Source organism: Rhizobium sp. CIAT894, assembly GCF_000172795.2.
GTDB lineage: Bacteria > Pseudomonadota > Alphaproteobacteria > Rhizobiales > Rhizobiaceae > Rhizobium.
This window is the reverse complement of sequence record NZ_CP020947.1, coordinates 3,327,768-3,348,182: the sequence shown is the minus strand read 5'-3', so window position 1 is coordinate 3,348,182 and position 20,415 is coordinate 3,327,768. Positions and strand designations below refer to the sequence as shown.

At 58.4% G+C, this 20,415-nt stretch carries 18 protein-coding genes and 1 pseudogene; 12 read left to right on the top strand and 7 right to left on the bottom strand.

What is annotated here, in order from left to right:
• Nucleotides 1-158: 158 nt before the first annotated feature.
• Nucleotides 159-416 (top strand): hypothetical protein, encoded by a 258-nt coding sequence (locus RHEC894_RS32485; protein WP_125460971.1) that lies wholly within the window; start codon nucleotides 159-161, stop codon nucleotides 414-416.
• Nucleotides 417-592: 176 nt separating this feature from the next.
• On the top strand, nucleotides 593-994 hold the full coding sequence (locus tag RHEC894_RS16615) for a hypothetical protein (RefSeq protein WP_245339475.1): 402 nt from the start codon (nucleotides 593-595) through the stop codon (nucleotides 992-994).
• 37 nt (nucleotides 995-1,031) lie between these two features.
• Here RHEC894_RS16615 and RHEC894_RS16610 read toward each other — a convergent pair whose 3' ends face one another.
• Nucleotides 1,032-2,048, bottom strand: a complete 1,017-nt coding sequence (locus tag RHEC894_RS16610; protein WP_010068295.1) for an NAD-dependent epimerase/dehydratase family protein — start codon at nucleotides 2,046-2,048, stop codon at nucleotides 1,032-1,034.
• Between the two features lie 280 nt (nucleotides 2,049-2,328).
• Between RHEC894_RS16610 and RHEC894_RS16605 the strand changes: the two genes are divergently transcribed.
• On the top strand, nucleotides 2,329-3,285 hold the full coding sequence (locus tag RHEC894_RS16605) for an endonuclease/exonuclease/phosphatase family protein (RefSeq protein ID WP_085738090.1): 957 nt from the start codon (nucleotides 2,329-2,331) through the stop codon (nucleotides 3,283-3,285).
• Nucleotides 3,286-3,327: 42 nt separating this feature from the next.
• On the opposite strand, the gene RHEC894_RS16600 is transcribed toward RHEC894_RS16605, so the two are convergent.
• The 3 genes and pseudogenes from RHEC894_RS16600 to RHEC894_RS33265 all read right to left on the bottom strand — a co-directional run.
• A complete protein-coding gene (locus tag RHEC894_RS16600) occupies nucleotides 3,328-3,633 on the bottom strand; it encodes a hypothetical protein (RefSeq protein WP_085739016.1) in 306 nt (101 codons plus the stop codon).
• A 135-nt stretch (nucleotides 3,634-3,768) separates the two neighbouring features.
• Nucleotides 3,769-5,196, bottom strand: a complete 1,428-nt coding sequence (locus tag RHEC894_RS33270; protein ID WP_206427926.1) for a mannose-1-phosphate guanylyltransferase/mannose-6-phosphate isomerase — start codon at nucleotides 5,194-5,196, stop codon at nucleotides 3,769-3,771.
• Between the two features lie 39 nt (nucleotides 5,197-5,235).
• Nucleotides 5,236-6,657 (bottom strand): annotated as a pseudogene (locus RHEC894_RS33265) (phosphomannomutase); the annotation flags it as partial.
• Nucleotides 6,658-6,888: 231 nt separating this feature from the next.
• Between RHEC894_RS33265 and ung the strand changes: the two are divergent.
• The 3 genes from ung to RHEC894_RS16580 all read left to right on the top strand — a co-directional run bounded on the left by ung (nucleotide 6,889) and on the right by RHEC894_RS16580 (nucleotide 9,273).
• A complete protein-coding gene (gene ung / locus RHEC894_RS16590; RefSeq protein ID WP_010069003.1) occupies nucleotides 6,889-7,590 on the top strand; it encodes a uracil-DNA glycosylase in 702 nt (233 codons plus the stop codon).
• A gap of 133 nt (nucleotides 7,591-7,723) precedes the next feature.
• Nucleotides 7,724-8,656, top strand: a complete 933-nt coding sequence (locus RHEC894_RS16585; protein ID WP_085738088.1) for a VOC family protein — start codon at nucleotides 7,724-7,726, stop codon at nucleotides 8,654-8,656.
• An 11-nt stretch (nucleotides 8,657-8,667) separates the two neighbouring features.
• Nucleotides 8,668-9,273 carry an alpha/beta hydrolase gene (locus RHEC894_RS16580; protein ID WP_010067483.1) on the top strand — a complete coding sequence of 202 codons (606 nt, stop codon included), beginning with the start codon at nucleotides 8,668-8,670 and terminating at the stop codon, nucleotides 9,271-9,273.
• Nucleotides 9,274-9,372: 99 nt separating this feature from the next.
• Here the strand turns inward: RHEC894_RS16580 and RHEC894_RS16575 are convergent, their stop codons facing one another.
• Nucleotides 9,373-9,624 (bottom strand): KTSC domain-containing protein, encoded by a 252-nt coding sequence (locus RHEC894_RS16575; RefSeq protein WP_010067482.1) that lies wholly within the window; start codon nucleotides 9,622-9,624, stop codon nucleotides 9,373-9,375.
• A 589-nt stretch (nucleotides 9,625-10,213) separates the two neighbouring features.
• On the opposite strand from RHEC894_RS16575, the gene RHEC894_RS16565 reads away from it, so the two are divergent.
• Complete coding sequence (locus RHEC894_RS16565) at nucleotides 10,214-11,005, top strand: metallophosphoesterase (protein ID WP_085738086.1); 792 nt, start codon at nucleotides 10,214-10,216, stop codon at nucleotides 11,003-11,005.
• Between the two features lie 111 nt (nucleotides 11,006-11,116).
• On the opposite strand, the gene RHEC894_RS16560 is transcribed toward RHEC894_RS16565, so the two are convergent.
• On the bottom strand, nucleotides 11,117-12,445 hold the full coding sequence (locus RHEC894_RS16560; RefSeq protein WP_085738085.1) for a UDP-glucose/GDP-mannose dehydrogenase family protein: 1,329 nt from the start codon (nucleotides 12,443-12,445) through the stop codon (nucleotides 11,117-11,119).
• A gap of 258 nt (nucleotides 12,446-12,703) precedes the next feature.
• Complete coding sequence (locus RHEC894_RS16555) at nucleotides 12,704-13,303, bottom strand: transglutaminase-like cysteine peptidase (protein WP_010067361.1); 600 nt, start codon at nucleotides 13,301-13,303, stop codon at nucleotides 12,704-12,706.
• Nucleotides 13,304-13,611: 308 nt separating this feature from the next.
• On the opposite strand from RHEC894_RS16555, the gene RHEC894_RS16550 reads away from it, so the two are divergent.
• From RHEC894_RS16550 to RHEC894_RS16530, 5 genes are all read left to right on the top strand, one after another.
• On the top strand, nucleotides 13,612-15,036 hold the full coding sequence (locus RHEC894_RS16550) for an O-antigen ligase family protein (RefSeq protein WP_085738084.1): 1,425 nt from the start codon (nucleotides 13,612-13,614) through the stop codon (nucleotides 15,034-15,036).
• A 289-nt stretch (nucleotides 15,037-15,325) separates the two neighbouring features.
• Nucleotides 15,326-16,537 carry a polysaccharide biosynthesis/export family protein gene (locus tag RHEC894_RS16545; RefSeq protein ID WP_085738083.1) on the top strand — a complete coding sequence of 404 codons (1,212 nt, stop codon included), beginning with the start codon at nucleotides 15,326-15,328 and terminating at the stop codon, nucleotides 16,535-16,537.
• A 76-nt stretch (nucleotides 16,538-16,613) separates the two neighbouring features.
• Nucleotides 16,614-17,318: a sugar transporter gene (locus tag RHEC894_RS16540; protein WP_085738082.1), complete on the top strand. Its 705-nt coding sequence runs from the start codon at nucleotides 16,614-16,616 to the stop codon at nucleotides 17,316-17,318.
• A 51-nt stretch (nucleotides 17,319-17,369) separates the two neighbouring features.
• Nucleotides 17,370-19,646 (top strand): polysaccharide biosynthesis tyrosine autokinase, encoded by a 2,277-nt coding sequence (locus tag RHEC894_RS16535; protein WP_085738081.1) that lies wholly within the window; start codon nucleotides 17,370-17,372, stop codon nucleotides 19,644-19,646.
• Entirely contained in the window at nucleotides 19,646-20,350 is a 705-nt protein-coding gene (locus tag RHEC894_RS16530) for a hypothetical protein (protein WP_085738080.1), read from the top strand. The genes RHEC894_RS16535 and RHEC894_RS16530 overlap by 1 nt, the downstream gene beginning before the upstream one ends.
• Nucleotides 20,351-20,415: the final 65 nt, after the last annotated feature.

Here is a 20,415-nt window from a genome sequence, read left to right as displayed (position 1 = left end):
CCGCCCAATTCGGCTGCCCGCGGGAAATGTCGGCGACAAAGGCAAAGAGGCCCGTGACGAACGGGCCTCTCAGGGTTCTCAGGTGGGAAGAGAAACAAGCCTCGGGGTTGGGCTGCTAACAGTAGCGATGCACCATCGCTAATTTTCGCGACACTAATGTGTCCGGCGGACATATTGCAGCGCAAATAATCCTGCCATTTTTTCTATTTACGCGGTCATTTTTTGACACAAAACGGCCTTGCTCTTTCCGTATCGCCGATGTGATGCGTATCCAGATTTATATCATCGCGCTCCTGCTCAGCGCCATCATGTGGTCGATCTCGTTCGATGCGGCGCGGGAATCCTATCATGCCGCGCAAAGTGCGGGATTGATGCCGAACCTGCACATCAATAAGAAGCTGGATCGCATTCTGTAGACCGCGGTGCAGCGCTCGGATTATCGGCACGTTTCGCCGACGCTGCATTCGTGGCCCGTCTGGCCAGCCAATCCATTTTCCCTGTGGATCCGAGCCTTTTACGAGAAAATCAAATTTCGTAAAATTTGACCGATCCGCTTAAAAGCCCTGAAAATACTGAGGTGTAGAGTGGTCTCATGAAAACGGCCGATGTGTGGACAGACACACCGATCGTTTGGAGCCGGGCCAGGCAAAAGCCCGCCGATCCGCAAAATGGGGACTTCGACATGCACAAGACGCTCGCCGCCATCGCCTTGACTCTGACCATCACCGCCGCTGCCGGGCCGGCATTCGCTATCGGCCCCGCCAGCCTTGCCCGCGACCTGATGTACACCTCCGCCATCGGTCATTCGCCCGAGGCTCCCTTGACGACACGTGCCGGTTTCGTGCGTCCAGCCATGCCTTTCGTTCTGCGCAGCCCTGCCGAAGCCGAGGGGCAGGGCTATCAGCTCAAGACCTATCTCTCAGGTCGGGCAATCGTCGACTACGTGTTCTCGCAGGCGGTCAACGCGGTGCATGCGGTGACGTTTCTCCGCTGACGCTCCGGATCAACGGGCAATAATCCGGCGCGGCGTTTCAGGCGCCGAGCTCGCCGCGCACCTCGAGATACCATTCGACGAAAGCCTTGACGCCGACATCCAAAGTCGTGTCCGGCTTGTATCCCGTCAGTGCCACGAGCAGGTCGGGGGCCGCGAATGTGCGCGGCACATCACCCTTCTGCATTGCCAGCATCTTGCGAATGGCAGGACGGCCGAGCGCCTTCTCCACCGTTTCGACGAAATCCATCAGGCTGACCGGCTGTCCCCCGCCAATATTGACGACGCGAAAGGGCGCCTGGCGCGAAAGCGTTTCAACAGCCACATTGTCGAGACGGTTGTCCTCGCTTGGAGCGATTGCCGATAGCCTGACGATCGCTTCGATCAGATCGTCGATATAGGTGAAGTCACGGCTCATATTGCCTTCGCCGTAGATCTCGATCGGCTGGTCTTCGAGCATGTTCTTGGTGAATTTGAACAGTGCCATGTCGGGCCGGCCCCATGGGCCGTAGACCGTGAAGAAACGAAAGGCCGTGGTCGGAATCTTATGAAGATGGGCGTAGCTGTGCGCCATCAGTTCCATCGATTTCTTCGTCGCCGCATAGATGGTCAGCGGTTCGTCGGCACGATCGGTCTCATGAAAAGGAACGGTCGCATTGGCGCCGTAGATCGACGATGTCGAGGCCAGCATCAGGTGGCGGATTTCGGCGCGCCGGGCGATTTCCATGATGTTCCACGAGCCTTCGACATTCGAACGAAGATAGGCCTCGGGATTTTCCAGGCTGTAGCGCACCCCGGCCTGGGCGGCGAGATGGATCAGGATGTCGGGCTTGGCCGCCAGAACCGCCGCTTCCAGGGCCGGCCGGTCCTCAAGCATCGATATGACGGGTGTGAAGGCCGGAAACTGGGAAAGTGCCGCGTGGCGCATCTCCTTGAGCTTGACATTGTAGTAGGGAGTGAGGCCGTCGAAACCGGTGACGTCATGCCCTTCCTGCAGCAGGCGCCTGGCCAGATGAAAGCCGATAAAGCCGGCAGTGCCTGTAATGAAGTAGCGCATTCCCACCTTTTCTCGACTCCTTGCCGACGGCAAAAAGCCGACTCCATATGAATTGGCCCTCACTTACAAGATAAGAAGACGCCGAGTCGATAGGTCTTTGAAGAGAAGGCGGCGTCATTGCAGCGTGTCTTCGGCGTATCCGCCCGCTGGCCTGAGGAATGACGGAGAGGCCGTCGATATCGCCGGAGGGCCAGTTGCGGCCATCGGCTGTTATGCTGCATTGCGGCATGGCTGCCTGCATGTTATGGCCGACAGGTCGTCTGCAAGCAGGTCAGGATCGATGAGAGAGATAATTTATTGGATTCTCTGTGCGTTTCTGACCGTTGCCATCGCGATCGTATCTCTACGCTATGTCACTAACTTCTGGCTGCTGTCCTTCCTCTACAGCTTCCAGGTTCATTTCGGCGTCCTCTTTGTTGCCGCCAGCCTGATCATTCTGGCTGTCAGGAGACAGATTTACGGCTTCGTTCTTCTGTTTGTCTCGCTTGTTCTCGTCGCTCACGGCGTCGTCATGCTGCGCGAGTTTTCCGAGGACGACAGAGGTACGGACAGACCGGGGCTTTTCCGTCTGATGTCGTTCAACATCGCGATCGACAACTGGAAAAACTCGACTGCTATCACCGACATGGTGATCGCTTCGAATGCCGATGTCGTCAATCTGCTCGAAGCCAAGCCGCTGACATTTCATCTGCAGCAACTGTTCAAGGTCTATCCCTATCATATCGGCTGCGACGACGGGAAGGATAGCTGCGATACGCTGCTGCTGTCCAAACGCCCGTTCGTCAGCCGGCAGGTCGCAAGCATGGGCAGTCTGCGAAAAAACAGGCTTGCTATATCGAGCGTCGAGTTTGGCGGCGAAACCATCAATCTGGTCTCGGCCCACCTGACCAAACCCTATTTCGATGATTTCCAGATGGCTGAATTGGAAGACCTCGCCAAAACGCTTGGTTCGATCGACGGCCCTCTGGTGCTGGCGGGTGATTTCAATTCTTCGGTAATCGCCCCGAGCATCCAGGATTTCCTGCGCGAACAGAAGCTGAAAACGATCGCGCCAGAACCGGCAACATGGCCGGCCGGCGCGGGCGTGCTCGGGATCGCCATCGATCACATATTTGCGCGCGCGCCGCTTCGTCTGACATCGCTGAAACGTCTCGATGACAATCTCGGCTCGAACCATTCAGGCCTGATCGCCGAATTCGCTCTCGACAGGAACGGTCAAACTTCACCGGCAAGATGAGCCCAGGCAGGATAATTTGCCTGGGACGTGCCCGGAGCAAAGTCAGAATTTCGTTCTGCCGCCTTTTTTGTCGATCATCTGAAATTTCTCGCCGTCGGTCTTCACGCTGACGCAGTCGGTCGATTTGTTGGGAAACCGGACGCACACCTGGCCATTGGTTATTTTATAGCCATTGGCGTTGCCCTTGCGATATTCGTAACCGTTGCTGCTTTCTTTCAGTTCCGACGTGCCCGGCAGGTGCTCGCGAATTTCGGCTTCGCTTGCCGTCCGCATCTTTGCGTTTTCGGCAAACGCCATTCCCGGTCCCATGATTGCGAGAAGTCCGGCGAGGGCGGGCAAGATGCGCATCAGGGGAATATCTCCGGTCATGTCTTTCGGTGCGTCCATTCTACGAGAATTCCCACAGCGACTTCAACAGCGATGGTGGTTGCGCCGAAAAGGGCGGCGCATTGTTTGATCCAGACCCGCGGTCCGGCTGCGACGTCAGGTTCTTCCGAACTCATCGACGATGCGGATGATGTCGTCCTCGCCGAGATAGGAGCCTGTCTGCACCTCGATCAGCTCGAGGAGAATCTTGCCGGGATTGGCGAGACGATGGACTTCGCCGAGCGGGATATAGACGCTTTCGTTCTCGCGCAGCATCCGCACGCTGTCGCCGACCGTCACCTCGGCCGTTCCCTTGACGACGATCCAGTGTTCGGAGCGATGGTGGTGCTTCTGCAGCGACAGCTTCTTGCCCGGCGTGACGAAGATGCGCTTCACCTGGAAACGATCGCCGTTGAAGATCGAGGTGTAACCACCCCAGGGGCGGTAGGATGTCGGGTGGGTTTCGGTGAATTTCGCCGTGCCGGAAGAAGAGGCCAGCATCTTGACCAGTTGCCCGACATTCTGGCTGTCCTTGAGCGGCCCGACATAGACGGCGTCCTCGCTGGCGATGACGGCGACGTCCTCCATGCCCTGGACCGCAAGATGTACGCCATGCGTCATGACGAGCGAGTTGCGGGTATTGACGACGGTGGTGTTTGCGGCGGCAACATTGCCGTTGCTGTCGCGGGCGCCTGATTTCCAAACGGCATCCCAGCTTCCCATGTCGGACCATTTGAACGGCGAGGGGACGACGGCAGCCTTCGAGGTCTTTTCCATGATCGCATAGTCGATCGATATATCGGGGCTCTTGGCGAAATGGTCGGCGTCAAGGCGGGTAAAATCGAGGTCGCGGCTGGCCTTGGAAACGGCCTTGCTTGCCGCCTTCAGTACATCGGGCGCATGTTCCTGCAATTCGGCGATGAGTTCCGTCACCGGGAACATGAAGATGCCGGAGTTCCAGTAGAAGCCGCCGTCGGCGAGCATCCGCTCGGCCTTTTCCAATGCCGGCTTCTCCACGAAGCGAACGACCTTGTGAGCGCCGTTTTTAAGCGCATCGCCGATCTCGATATAGCCGTAACCGGTTGCCGGCTCGGTCGGGCTGATGCCGAAGGTGACGAGCTTGCCGTCGGCCGCGGCGTCGCGGGCGATGCGGATGCAATCGAAATAGCTCTTGTCGGCAAGGATTTCGTGATCCGAGGCGAGCATCTGGATGATGGTGTTCTTGCCGAAAAGGTCGGCGGCAAGTGTTGCGGCGGCGGCCACCGCTGCGGCGGTGTTGCGGGCGACCGGTTCCAGCAGCACGGCGGCGAGCGGGACGGCCAGCGCGCGGGCCTGTTCGGCGACCAGAAAGCGGAATTCCTCATTGGTGACGACGATCGGGGCTTCGTAGATCTCCGGATTGGAAACGCGTTCGAGGGTCGCCTGAAACAGCGTCTTGTCGCCGACGAACTGGATGAACTGTTTCGGTGCGGTGGCACGGGAAAGCGGCCAGAGCCGCGTGCCTTTGCCGCCGGCCATGATCACGGGAACGATTTTCTGCGTCATAGGCGGGTTCCTTGAAAAAAGCTTGTTCGTGGCATGTTGGCGGGCGTCTGCCCAGTTCGTTATTTCCCTGAGCCCGGTCTTCAGCAGATCCAGGGCTGCGGTTTCGCTTTCGGCTTCCACGTAGCAGCGCATCTCAGGTGCATTGCCCGAGGGCCGGAAATGAATGATCCTGCCGTCCTTCAGCGTCACGCGAAGTCCGTCGATGTCGGATGTCGTCGCCGGCTCCCCGACCGGCTCCAGGAAAGCGACAAGATTTTCATTGGAGGCGCGAAGATATTCCATCAGCGTCGCGCTCGTCTCCACCGGAAAATTCTCCAGGCGATCGGCGGCGGCAAAGGGCAGGCGATAGGAGGCGGCAATGGCAGAAAGCGGCTGCCTGCGACTGGCGGCGAGCGACAGGATCGCAAGTATCGGGATAAAACAATCGCGCGTCGGCAAGGCGCGCACGGCTCTGCCGTTGATGTCGAACGTCGTTGCGGTCAGCATCCCGCCATTGGCCTCAAAGCCCATGACATGATCCGCGCCGGCGGCCACGGCCTCTTCCATGCCTGCGATGACGAAGGGCGAACCGACGCGGGTTCGCCTGACGGCGAAGGAGCCTGCAGCCTCGATGCCGGAATTGGAGGTCACCGGTGTCACCACCGTGCCGGCGCCGAGAAAATTGGCTGCGACAAGGCCGAGAAGATCACCGCGCAGCGGCGTGCCGCTTTCGTCTGCGACCAGCGGGCGGTCGCCGTCGCCGTCGGTCGAGACGATCGCATCGAATTTGTGATCGGACGTCCAGCGCTTCATCTGCGCGATCGTCTCGTCGGAAACGGCCTCGGTATCGACGGGAATGAAACTCTCCGAACGTCCGAGAGCGGTGATTTCGGCGCCGTAATGGGCGAGAACGTCGACCAGCAGGTCGCGGGCGACGGTACTGTGCTGGTAAACGCCGATTTTCAGGCCGGAGAGCGCGCCTTGCGCAAGCAGGGCGGTATTGCGTTCAAAAAAGAGCTGCCGGCAGATCGCTTCATGATTTTCGGTCTTGGCCGGCGCCTCTGCAACGGCCTCGCCTGTTCGTTCGATCTCGGCCGCCCATGCCGTGATTGCCGCCTCGTCCAATTTGTCGATTTCGCCATCCGGGCGATAGAATTTGATGCCGTTGCGGTCTGCCGGAATATGCGAGCCCGTAACCATCAGGCATGCGGCGTTGATGGCGAGGCCATAAAGGGCAAGCGCCGGCGTCGGCACATTGCCGCAGTCGAAGACCCGGAAGCCGAGCGCGGCGAGTGCGCCGGCACAATTTCCGGAGATATCCGGGCTCGAATCGCGAAAATCGCGGCCGATCAGAACGGTATCTCCGACCTCAGCCTTGCCGGTCTGCAGCAGATATTTGCCGAACGCCGTCGCATAAAGCGCAGAGGCGCGTCCCTTGAGATCCACTGAAAGTCCGCGAAGGCCGCTCGTGCCGAATTTCATTTGAAGAGATGTCTCCGGTTTACGATCAAGGTTCTACTCAGGCCGCCTGCCGGCGTAAATACCGAAGCCGTCATATAGTTAAACACGAACAACGATGCCTCGGACAGCCTCTCGCAGTCTTCTGCCGCCGATTCCAAAGGCGTAGACCCATTGCCGACAGGCATTGCAGCCTAGATCGATTTTGTTAGAACCGTGTGTCCGTTGTTTCGTCATATGCGAAGGGTTTGCTGGATGAGCGATACATCAGTCAGTCTCGAAGAGAGCTGGAAGGCCGCCTTGGCGGGGGAATTCTCCAGTCCCTATATGCAGCAACTTAAAGCCTTTCTTGTCGCGCAGAAGCAGGTCGGTAAGCGGATTTTCCCGCGGGGCAGCGAATATTTCCGCGCGCTCGATCTGACCCCGATCTCCAACGTCAAGGTCGTCATTCTCGGCCAGGACCCCTATCACGGGCTGGGGCAAGCCCACGGGCTTTGCTTCAGCGTGCGGCCGGGCGTGCGCATACCGCCTTCGCTGGTCAATATCTATAAGGAGATGGAGACGGATCTCGGCATCACGCCGGCGCGTCACGGCTTTCTCGAACATTGGGCAAAGCAAGGCGTGCTGCTGCTGAACAGCGTGCTGACCGTCGAGGAAGGGCAGGCGGCGACCCATCAGGGCAAGGGATGGGAAAAATTCACCGACGCCGTCATCCGCAAGGTCAACGACGAATGCGAATCCGTCGTCTTCATGCTTTGGGGCTCCTATGCCCAGCGCAAGGCTGCCTTCGTCGATACGACGCGCCATCTGGTGTTGAAGGCGCCGCATCCCTCGCCGCTTTCGGCCCATAACGGCTTCTTCGGCTGCGCGCATTTTTCGAAGGCGAATGCCTTCCTGCAGTCACGCGGGCGCACGCCGGTCGACTGGCAATTGCCGGTCGATCCCAATGCTTCTTAGTGAACGCATATCGACCTTCGTTCACTAAAAGGAGACAATGCGTTTTGGTCGGCGGGTCTATCCGCAGGGGCTGCGAGCGCGCATTTATGATCCATCGAAAGCCTGCAAGCGGCGGGCAAGAAAGGGGTCTCACATGCTCGATCAGATCAAGGGTTTGCACCACGTCACGTCGATGGCGGAGGACGCCCGCACCAACAACCAGTTCTTCACCCATGCGCTCGGCCTGCGCCGCGTCAAGAAGACGGTGAATTTCGACGCGCCCGACGTCTATCACCTTTATTATGGTGATGAGACCGGTGCGCCCGGCACTGTAATGACCTATTTCCCGTTCCCGAAGATGGCGCAGGGCCGTCCGGGTACCGGCGAGGTCGGCACGACGGTGTTTTCCGTTCCGCAAGGCTCGCTCGGCTTCTGGAGCGATCGCTTTGCCGCGCTCAATATCGGCGGCCTGAAGGCCGAGGAAAGCTTCGGCGAGAAGCGCCTGAACTTCTCGGGCCCGGATGGCGACGGCTTCGCGCTGGTTGAGGTCAGGGACGATGTCCGCCAGCCCTGGACGCATGGCGGTATCAGCGAGGACCACGCTATTCGCGGTTTCCACTCTGTCGCCATGCGGCTGCGGGACGAGGGCGCCACCGCCGAACTCCTGAAGTTCATGGGCTATGAGGTCGCAGAGGAAAGGGACGGCGTCAAGCGGCTGATCAAGCCCGACGGCAACGGCGCGCATCTCATCGATCTCGAGACCATGCCGAATATTGCCCGTGCGCTTCCCGGCGCCGGCTCCGTGCATCACGTCGCCTTCGCCGTCGAGAACCGCGCAAAGCAGCTCGAAGTGCGCAAGGCGCTGATGGACACCGGCTATCAGGTCACGCCGGTGATCGACCGCGATTATTTCTGGGCGATCTATTTCCGCACACCGGGTGGCGTGTTGTTCGAGGTCGCGACCAATGAGCCCGGCTTTGACCGGGACGAAGACACGGCCCATCTCGGCGAAGCCCTGAAGCTGCCGGAGCAACACGCCCATCTTCGCGCGCTGCTCGAACAGCACCTGCAGCCGCTCGAAGCGTAAGGAGGGGCGACATGACAGAAGCTGGATATGTGCACCGGCTGCATTCCGGTGCACCTGGCAAACCGATCCTGCTGGTGCTGCACGGCACCGGCGGCGACGAGAATCAGTTCTTCGATTTCGGCCGGCGGCTGCTGCCCGAAGCAACGGTTCTCTCGCCGCGCGGCGACGTTTCCGAATATGGCGCGGCGCGGTTCTTCCGGCGCACCGGAGAGGGGGTCTACGACATGGCCGACCTTTCACGGGCGACGGAAAAGATGGCCGCCTATGTCAAGGCATTGGCTGACGAACACAAGGCTTCCGAGATTCTCGGCCTGGGCTTTTCGAACGGCGCAAACATTCTTGCCAATGTGCTGATCGAGAAGGGGATATTCGATGCCGCGGTTTTGATGCACCCCCTCATTCCGTTTCGGCCGGAAGCCCAGGCAACGCTTGTGGGGAGAAAGGTGCTGTTGACGGCCGGCCAGCGGGATCCGATCGCTCCTGTTGCGATGACTGAGGCGCTATCGGAGTATCTGAAGAGCCGCGGGGCGGAGGTGAGGATGGTCTGGCATCCCGGTGGCCACGAGATTGCTCCGCTCGAGGTCGATGCGGTCCGCGATTTCTTCGGTGGCGATTGAGGATATGCCGCAGCCGGTCGGAAACTGATTTGCGGGACCGGCATATGCCGCTCCCGCAGCTTTTTGAACCGATGTCCTATCGTCGTTGTGGACAGGAGATCAGGGGCGGGGAGGATATTTGCCCCTGATTGCCTTCATGTAAAAATTTCCCGGGGATTCGGCCATCGTCAAACCGACGACCACTCCTTTGGGAACGCCTTCATATTCTCGCCTCTGACCGTTTGTCAGGTAGACCCGTAGATGCCGGCTGTCTTCGTCGTAGGTGATCGCCTCGATAAGTTTCGAATCAACCGCAGTTTCCACTTTGCACCCCGCAGTTTTGGATCTGAGATTTCTGGTGACGAATGTCATTCACGCTCGCAATGGCCTATCATCATGCGGCGCCACAGTAGCGTCAAGCATGATAAGCTTAAACGTTCATTTTTTTCCGAAGCATATCGCTATAGTTGCTTTTTACAGCTTTTCAGAAAGTCTCGCCTGTGGAAATCCGATGGCCGGAAATTCTCCAGTTCGGAGAACTGGCGATGGACACAGCCGCTGATGGAGCGAACATTACGGTTTAACGCCGAATTAACCGTCCTATACCAAAATAAAGTGCAATATTGATGGTGCTGCCCGCGCAAAATGACCGAATACAAATTACCGTTTCTCGCAATAGTGATTTCACTGTTGCGTGAGCGGCTGGACCATGGGCCTCCGAAGGCTGATCTGCATGCGCAAATTTCCCCAAGGTGACGATGTGAGAATTGGGTGATTCGATGCGAGGGGAGCAGTGCCTCGGGAAGAGGATTATATCGTTCTGAATGTGGCAAGCGGTCGCGGCAATTCGATGAGGCCGTGATCAGGCCAACTTCTTTTGGACACTAAGCCTCATGCCCGTGCAGGGATGAGTCGGAAATGGAGTTTGTCCGACAAGCTCGCGTGCTGTCGGATCTCATAAATGGGTTACATGTTCAACAATCTCGGGCCGTGGCGACAACAGATATCGATATTGGCCGGCAGCCGTAAAGGACGCGCTCGGCTGACCTTTGCCGAAGGCGAATTCGCTGCGGTCTACGCGATGAGCGATGTCCACGGATGTTACAAGGAGCTTATCGAAGCACATCGCCGCATCGAGGAGGATGCCGCGCGCATTCCTGGGCCGAAACTTATCGTCATGCTCGGCGACTATGTCGATCGCGGGCCTGACTCGAGCGCGGTGCTGGAGTTCCTGAGCAAGAGCCCGCCGCCGGGATTTCAGCGTTTTTCTCTGTGCGGCAACCACGACGCGGAGCTTGTGAAGCTCTATCGCAAACCGGCGCACATTCTTGAATGGCTCGGCTTTGCCGGGACGGAGACGCTGCACTCATACGGTATCGATATCGAGCATCTGCTGCAGTCGGCGGCGGGAAGCGAAATGATTGCCCGCGTCATTCGCAACATGATCCCCGAGCGGCATATCCAGTTCCTGGAATCGCTGCCGATCATGCTGCGGATGGGAAGGGTGGTTTTTGTCCATGCCGGCATCAAACCGGGCATCGACCTGAAGAAGCAGAAAGACAGCGACCTGATGTGGATCCGCCAACCCTTCCTGGATGAAGGACCGCAGCTTCCTGTCCTGGTGATCCACGGGCATACCCCGGCACGAACCCCGACATTCGGTCCGCAACGGATCGGTATCGATACGGCGGTTTCGGCGACGGGCCGGTTGACGGTGTTGACGATAAAAGGAACGCGGGTCGGGATCCTTTGAATGAGTGCATGTCGCCGAAACCGTTTTCGCTTTTGCGCCGTGCTCCAAAATCAAACGCCGCGGGCTTTATGCTCCGCGGCGTCAGGATGATGATCGGTGTACCGGGACCTGTCAGGTGTTCGTCGATTCCTGATAGAGGTTGGTGCCGATGCCGGTATAGGTGAAGCCGTGTTTGCGGATCTCGTCGCTGCGGTAGATATTGCGCAGGTCGACCAGGACCGGGCTGTGCATCGACTGCTTCAGGCGATTGAAATCGAGCGCGCGGAACTGGTTCCATTCGGTGACGATGACGAGCGCATCCGCACCGGCGGCTGCTTCATAGGGGCCGCTCGCATATTCGATGTTTTCGATCACCTTGCGGGCGTTCTCCATGCCTTCGGGATCGTAACCGACCACCTTAGCGCCGGCGTCCTGCAGGGTCTGGATAACGGCAATCGCCGGGCTGTCGCGCATGTCGTCGGTGTTCGGCTTGAAGGTCAGGCCGAGAATCGCGACCTTCTTGCCGCGAATGTCTCCGCCGACGGCGGCGATCACTTTGCGCCCCATCGCCCGCTTGCGGTTGTCGTTGATCGAGATCGTCGTCTCGATCAGGCGGACCGGCGCATCGTAATCCTGCGCGGTCTTGGCAAGGGCAAGCGTATCCTTGGGGAAGCACGAGCCGCCGTAACCGGGACCGGCATGCAGGAACTTGGCGCCGATACGGCCATCGAGACCGATGCCGCGCGAAACGTCCTGGACATTTGCGTCGACGCGCTCGCAGAGATCGGCGATCTCGTTGATGAAGGTGATCTTCATCGCGAGGAAGGCATTGGCCGCATATTTGATCAGTTCCGAGGTGCGGCGGGTGGTGAAGACCAGCGGTGCCTGGTTGAGATAAAGCGGGCGGTAGACCTCGGTCATGGTTTCGCGCGCCCGGTCGTCATTCAGGCCGACGACGATACGGTCGGGGCGCTTGAAGTCTTCGATCGCCGCACCTTCGCGCAGGAATTCCGGATTGGAAACGACGGCGACATCCGCCGCAGGATTGGTTTCGCGCATGATGCGCTCGACTTCGTCACCGGTGCCGACCGGTACCGTCGACTTGGTGACGATCACGGTGAAGCCTTCCACGTAGGTGGCAATCTCGCGCGCCGCCGCATAGACATAGGAGAGGTCTGCGTGGCCATCGCCGCGCCGGGATGGCGTACCGACCGCGATGAACACGACGTCTGCGCTACGGACGCTTTCGCCGACATCGGTCGAAAACGACAGCCGGCCGGTGCTGGTATTTTCGGCGACCAGTTGCTCCAGACCCGGCTCGTAGATCGGAATACGGCCTTCGCGAAGGGCTTCGATCTTACTCAGATCCTTGTCGACGCAGATGACGTCGTGGCCGAAATCCGCGAAGCAAACGCCTGAAACGAGGCCGACATAGCCTGATCCAATCATCGTGATGCGCATATTTCCCTCAAATCATTGGAGTAGAACGTCATGCTGCGTCGCAGCATGGCGTTGGTCATACTGAATCTGGGCGAAAAGACAATATCGAAGATCGCTTGATACCCACATCGAAAATCGAACGAGGGGCACGACAATTCATTGCCGGCACCCCTTCGACAGCAAGAAACATAGGTTTGTGTGGGCAATGTGACAAGTCGAGCCGCTCGTCAGAGGCGGCTCGACTTTCATTTCCAGACGGTTCTTCCGCAGCCCGAACTTCTACAGCCGGTACCAGACATAGGGGTCTGTCCCCGATTGAATCTTGTCCCAGCGCAGATCGGTGTCCCGCCAGTTCTTGATGCTGCTTTTCCTGTTGTCGAGCACGAGGTCACCCTTGTCGGTTCTGACCACGAGAACCGCATGTCCTTCGCCGGAAGGTGTATATGCCGTCGCGATTCGTAAAGCGCGCGACGACCAGCCCATAGCGATTAGCCGGCTGCGCTTGGTCAAGGCGAAATCTTCGCAGTCGCCGCTGCGAACATTCACCTTCCAGACATCGCCGTTCAGTTCGCTGCTGGAGTCGTTGCGGCCGATCATCGTGCGATTGACGGTGTTGTTCACGGTCTTCAGTTGCTGCATCTGCTCGTCGGTCAGCGCAACGACCGACAGACCATTGTTGTCACGGCATTCGGCCGGGTTCTGGGCGCAGAACAACACCTGGGCGAAGGGTGGGATGATCTTGCCTTTTTCAGAGATATAGCTGACCGCCGAACTACCGTTCAGGCCGCGGGCAAAACCTGCGGGACCGGCGGCAAATGCCGAGCAGGCATTGCCTGCCGTAAAGGCCAGCGCCAGAAGTGTAACGAACGTTTTCTTCATCTCTTTAATCCCCTTTCAGGGCAACCGATTGAGATCAGGCTTGCCTTTTTTCTCGGTCAATGGCATGGCGATCTGGTGATCTGCCAAGTATTGGACGCAGAATATCTGTCCCGTTTCTGCTGCTTGGAGGGAGCATAACCGGGCCTTGTCTCGATTGGCTTAAACCTTTCGCGACAATTTTAAACGATGTGGAATTCTGTTACACTTTAGCACGCAAGTGCTTGATGTTCAACTTATGTTAGTACGAGTAAATTAATCTCTTCGGTTGCAATGGCTTTGTCGCCGCCTGCTCTGGTAAACGAATTCAAATGTTCTCCAACCTCATCAACAGACCAGTCGTGCGGGAGGTTCTTCTCTTTGCGTTTGTTGGCCTGGTTATACTGACGCTCATTCCGTTCGGAAGCGTTACGCCCTTTCCTTTCGCCTTCGCCGCGATCGGGATGTTTGCCCTCGCCGTCATTTCGGCGCTGCTCTTCGGAGAGCCTGGACAAAGCAGGTGGGTTTTCAGCCTCTCTTTATTTCTGCTCATCGTGGTGACGGGCTGGATGTTCGTCCAGACCATCGAGCTGCCTGCCAACTGGCTGGCAAATCCCGCCTGGGGGGCTGCGCGTGACCTGGCGGGTGTTCAGTATGCGGCAATCTCGGTCGAACCGGCCGATACCCTCGCGTCGATCCTCTGGGTCGCGCTGCCTTTCGTCACCTTCCTGACCGGGCTTCTCCTGTGCGATACCGATCAGCGGGCGAGGAAAGTGCTCGCCGGCCTCGGGCTCTCTGCGGGCATCATCGCGGTTTTCGGCCTGCTGCAATTTTCGCTGTTTCCCAATATCTTGGTCGTCGTCGAGAAACGCGCCTACCTCGACAGCCTGACTGCGGTCTTCGTCAATCGCAATACTGCCGCGACCTTCCTCGGGCTTGGAACGCTGCTGATGCTAACCCTGGTCAGGGACATCGCCCGTTCCTTATCAAAATATCCATCCGGCGAGCCGGGCCGCAACGCTCTTCTCTTGAGGTCGTGGATCTATATTCTGCTGTTATGCGCCTGCTTCACGGCGCTGATGCTGAGCCGGTCGCGCGCCGGAATATTTTCGACCTTCGTTGCCGCTCTCATCTATTTTCCATGGCTCGTTCTCAATTGGAACGGCTCCGGCAGAAAGCCGAAGCCGGCGCCGAAATGGCATTCCACGGTGAAGTTCGTCTCGGCGATCGGTTTCGTCATCTTGTTGGTGGCGATGTTCGCAGGCCAGGCGATCCTGCGTGCGCAAGAGCGGCATCTCGAGGATGATGATCGGTTCTGCATCCTGCCGGGCATCTGGCGTGCCATTTCGGATCATTGGCTGACCGGGACCGGCCTTGGCACTTTCCGCACCGTGTTTTCTGCCTACCGCGATCCGGCCTGCGGAATTTTCGGGATCTTCGACCGGGCGCATAATTTCTATCTCGAAGGATTCCTGGGTCTCGGAATATTGTTTCCGATCGCGGCGGCCCTTGCCTTTTCGGTGCTTGCCAGCGTGTTCCGGCGCGGGCTCGCGCAAAGACGACGCCTGAGACACTATGTCCTTCTTGGCCTGGCCGGAACGGTTTTGGTCGCCCTGCATGCGGCGGTGGATTTCTCTTTGCAGATACCGGGTTTTGCCGTGTTTTACGCCGCCTTCCTCAGTGCTGTTGTCGCGATCAGTCTTGGGCGCAGCAACGGCGAAGCGGACAGGGTATATGAGCGGTCGCTAACTAGCTGAAAATTAAGTGGGTGAATTTTATGAAGGTTTTTCAAAAGTAGTGATTGTGCAGGTGCGAACTGTTGACTCTCAAACGCAAGAAATTTTATAGCAGGTGCAGCCTTCGGATTGTTGCGGCCCCAAAAAAAGTCGGGTCGGCGTCATTTTCGCTTCCTAAGAGGCCTGGCGTTGCCGGCCTGCCACAGTTAGGGGAATGTTAATCGGCTTTCAGTGTTATTGATTGGGGATTGTCTTGTATTTGGTCAGATTGCGGGGCAGTAGCTTCAGGGGCGTCAACACAGGTTATTCTATGGGTTGTTCTCGTATCGTTAGTACACGCGTCGCCATTGTTGTAGCGCTAACCACTATATTGGCAAGCTGCACGTCGTTGCCAAGATCCGGCCCCGATCACAAAGATGTTGATCGAGATGCCGCGGTAAAAGTGACAACGAAGGAGCGTCGCGTCGGCATCGACTACGCCCTCGTCGATCTCAGCAAGAACGTTCTTCCCTATTTTACCTCTGCCCAGCCAACCTCCTTCAAGGGCTTTGGCGGCGGTCGAGGCGGCGCCCCCGAAATTCCGCTTGGTTACGGCGACGTCGTTCAGGTCGCCATCTTCGAAGCCCAGTCCGGCGGTCTCTTCATTCCGTCCGATGCTGGCAGCCGACCCGGCAATTACATCTCGCTGCCGACTCAGACCATCGATAGAAACGGCACGATCACAATTCCTTATGCAGGCCGCGTTCCGGCTGCCGGTCGCCTCAAGGAGACCGTGGAACAGGATGTCGAAGATCGCCTGGCGAGCCGCGCGATCGAGCCGCAGGTGGTTATCACGACGACGACAAACCGGTCCAGCCAGGTTGCGGTTCTCGGCGACGTCAACAACCCGCAGCGTGTCGAGATCAGCCCGGCCGGTGAACGTGTTCTCGACGTCATTTCCGCCGCCGGCGGTTTAACGACCAACAATATCGAAACGAACGTGACGCTGCAGCGCCGCGGCAAGACGGCAACCGTCGCCTACAATACGCTGCTGAAAAACCCGGCGGAAAATATCTATGTCGCGCCGGATGATACGATCTCGGTCGATCACGAGCGCCGCACCTATCTTGCGCTCGGCGCCGCCGGCGTCAGCGGCCGTTTCGATTTCGAAGAGTCTGACTTGACCCTTGGCGAGGCAATTGCAAAGGCAGGTGGCCTGCGCGACGACCGCGCCGATCCGGCTCAGGTTCTGCTCTATCGCCAGGTTCCAAAGAAAACGCTTCAAGCGATGCGCGTGGACACGACGAGATTTGCAGGGGATGCGGTTCCGGTGATCATTCGCGCCAACCTGCGTGATCCCGCTACCTTGTTTGCCACCCAGCAATTCAAGATGGAAGACAAGGATATTATCTATATTTCCAATTCGGACTCTGTCGAACTGGTCAAGTTCCTTGACATCGTCAACTCGGTATCGTCCACTGTTTCCGGCGTGACCGACGATGCGAGGGATACCCGCAACGCGGTTCGGGATCTCGAAAATTGATTGAAATAGGCGCCGGCATCGATCGCTGATCGACGCCGGCGGCCTATATATAGCGGATTTGATGAAGGACTAGGTTATGGCAAGGTCAGCTGTTTATCGTAAGCTTGCGTATAGCGGAATTGTCGTCGCGATGTTTGCCGGCATGACTTCGAGCGCTTTTGCGGCCGCCTGCCTCGGGCCGGCAAATCTGACTTCGGTCGACGTCAGCGGATTTACGACCAATCCCGCCGCTCTGCTCGATATGTCCGATCCGTTGGTTTTGTCATCCCGTGTTCGGGCACTGGTCGGCAGCAGCAATGACACGCTTGCGCCGGTGATCGAGCAGGCCAAAAAGGCCAATGCCGCGCAGATGGCGGCGATCGGGTCTGGTCTTGGAAGGGCGGCGAACAGCTGCCAGGTCTCGGATCCGCAGTTCAAGCTGGCAATCGAAAAGGCCGTTGCCGAGGCGGCGAGTGCCGATCCCAATCTGGCGCCGCTGCTTGCCGCCTTTGCGAAGGTTCTTGCCGAAGGCGGAACTGCGGCGCTCGGCCCGGGGGCAAGTGCCGCCGCTGCAGCCGGCATCGGCAATGACGGGTCGATTGGCCCGACGGGGCCGGGCTCTGACGATGGTACGCCCTTCGACGGAGCCGCGACGACTGCCGGTACACTCAAGGTTTCCAATGGCGGCGCCAGCGACGACAGCTCGTCCTCGACGACGACGATCCTCAGCGTGAATGGGGCAGGGCAGTCGTCTTCCGACACGGGCGGATCGACGAGTCCGAGCACCCCCGTCATACAATAGCTGGAATTGCCCTTAGATCTTAGCGCTTGACGCCTTTGTTGGAGATCGAAATTGCTATCGCCAGATAAACTTACGCCGCGTATCGACCCCTCCCGCGATACGGGAAACGAAGCTGATTTCATCGATTTCGACAAGCTCATCGCGATTGCCCGCCGACAGTGGCGGATGGTCGCGGCGAGCGCTTTCGCCTTCGCCATTCTCGGCATCGTCTATGTGGTGACATCGGTACCGGTCTATACCGCCGATACAAGCGTGCTGATCGATCGCAGCGACAATCAGGTGATCAACCAGCTGGCGGCTTTCGGCCAATTGGACGATGACGAAGGGACGGTCCTCAGCCAGGTCGAGTTGTTGAAGTCCGACACGATCGCCTATGCCGTCGTCGACAAGTTGAAGCTTGTCGACGATCCGGTGTTTAACGCACAGCAGAATTCGCTGTTTTCAGTCGCGACGCTGAAATCTCTGGTGAATTTCAAATCGTGGTTTGCCGATGACGCGGCCGTGGCACCGGATCAGGACATGAAGCGGCGGTTTGCTGCCGAAACCGTCGCCGGCAATATCGATGTCGAACGCGTCGGCAAATCCTACGTTCTCGATGTCAGTTATACCTCGCAGTCGCCCGACATGGCGCGTCAGATCGCGGCCGCGATCGCCGACGTCTATCTTGTCGACAAGCTCAATTCGAAATACGAGGCGACACGCCGGGCCGGCGCGTGGTTGCAAGAGCGTATCGAGGAACTGCGACAGCAGGCGCTGGACACCGACCTTGCGGTTCAGAAATTCCGTAGCGAGCACGGGCTTGTCGAGTCAGGAACCGGAACGCTTCTCAGCGAGCAGCAGCTTTCCGAACTGAACAGCCAGCTAATCAATGCCCAGGCGGCGACAGCGCAGGCCGAGGCAAAATATGCGCGCGTCAAGTCGATTATCGATGCCAAACAGACCGATGCGATCGTCACGGATGTGCTCGACAGCTCCATTTCGAACGACCTGCGCAAGAAATATCTTGAAGCTTCGAAGCTCGAAGCCGAAATCGAGGCGCGACTCGGTCCGGACCACGTCCAGGCGGTCCGGCTTCGTGCGGAAATGGCCGAATATGAACGACTCATGTTTGACGAGTTGAACCGTATTTCTGAGAGCTATCAAAGCGAGGTACAGGTCGCTCAGTCTCGAGAGAAGTCGCTCCGCGAAAGCGTTGATCAAGCGACGGGAGTGGCTGCAACGGCCGGCGAGACGCAGGTGCAGCTTCGCGAGCTTGAGCGTACCCGGGATACCTACAAGAATCTCTATCAGAGCTTCTTGACGCGCTATCAGGAAGCCATTCAGCAGCAGAGCTTTCCGATCACTGCCGCGCGTATCATCACGACGGCGGAGACTCCGACGAAGCCGAGTGCTCCAAAGAGAGCCCTCGTCGTCGCTTTTGCGATGTTCCTCGGATGCGCAGTCGGAAGCGGCATCGGCGCCTTCCGTGAATTCCGGGATCGGTTCTTCCGCACCGGTGACGATGTCCGGGAAGTGCTGGATGTCGAGTCTCTCGGCGTCATGCCGCTGATCGAAAATAACGTCGACGATCCGGCGCTTGTCGATCCCAACAATCCGCGAAGCATCGCCAGAGGCGGGAAGACGACGACCTATGTCGAGGAGCATCCGCTGTCGGCATTTGCCGAAACGCTTCGAAGCGCGAAAATCGCCATCGACATCAGCGCCGCCGATCAGCGCTGCAAGGTCATCGGCGTCGTGTCGAGCCTGCCCGGGGAGGGCAAGTCGACGACATCCGTCAATTTTGCCAAGCTTCTGGCAATGCAGGGTGCGCGCTGCCTGCTGATCGACGGCGACATGCGTAATCCCGGCGCAACCCGGGCAATCGGCCGCCATGCCGAGGCGGGCTTGCTCGAGGCGATCGTCGACGGTCGTCCGCTCAAGGATCTGATCCTACTCGATCCAAGGACAAAGCTTGCATTTCTGCCGACGGTGGCGCGGTACCGCGTTCCGCATTCGTCGGAGTTGCTGGCGTCACGCGGCATGGATCAGCTTCTTGAAACGGCGCGTCAGAGCTTCGATTATATTATCGTCGACCTGCCGCCCTTGGCGCCGGTTGTCGATGCGCGCGCTATCAGTTCGAAGCTCGATGCGGTGGTGTTCGTTATCGAGTGGGGGAAGACCTCGCGCAAGGTCGTGCAGTCGACCCTGCTGTCCGAGCCGGAACTCTATGCAAAATGCGTCGGTGCCGTATTGACCAAGGTCGACCCGTCGCAGATGAAGCTTTACCGGACATTCGGTTCGAGCGAATATTATTATAAGCGGTATTCGCGATACTATACCGAAAGCTGATGTTCGGCAGTCGGTCCGTTTCGGTTTCCAGGGTCGTTTTTGTTGTCGTCACCGTCGCCTTTGCGGTGCTGGCTGGTCGTGAGCTGTACGCGTCGATCAGAACGGCAAGCATCTCGATCGTCGCCGAAAGGATCGAGCGTGGCGGGACTGTCGCCGATGATGTCGTGGCTAAATATGCTTCGCGCAGTGTCGAGGTTGTTGACGGGCATTATTGCCGATCCGACATTGTGGCGGCTGGCGTAACGCTCGTCCTGGCGCAACTCGATCGGCAAAACGTCAATGTCAACTATGACGCCTGGGCCGCTGCAGCATCGGGTGCGCGCCAATATCTTCGGTATGCGCTGTCGTGCATGCCGACGAACAGCAATTTTTGGCTTCGTCTTGCGGCCGTGCAGTCGACTATTGCGGAAGAGCCGGTTTCGATTGCGGGAATGATGAAGCGCTCGGTTGTGCTGGCGCCCCACGACGAAATGATGGTTCTGACGCGGTTTTATTTCTGGAACGATTTCACCGACGCGACGCTTGCCGCGGCCAAGCGCGCGCTCGATAGCGATCTGACGACAATGCTGAAACTCGGCGATCGCTGCAGGGTCAATGCTGCGATAAAAGAGATCAGCCCGCAGCTTCGTCCAATCTTTGATCGAAGCTGGGCGAGCGTCGGAGACGGTGCGACAGCACGGTTTCGACAGCGTTGCAGCAGATAATTCGTCGACGCTTTGAAGGCTGGCGCATACCGGCACCGGGTTGCAGCCAAGCCGCTGCTCCGGTT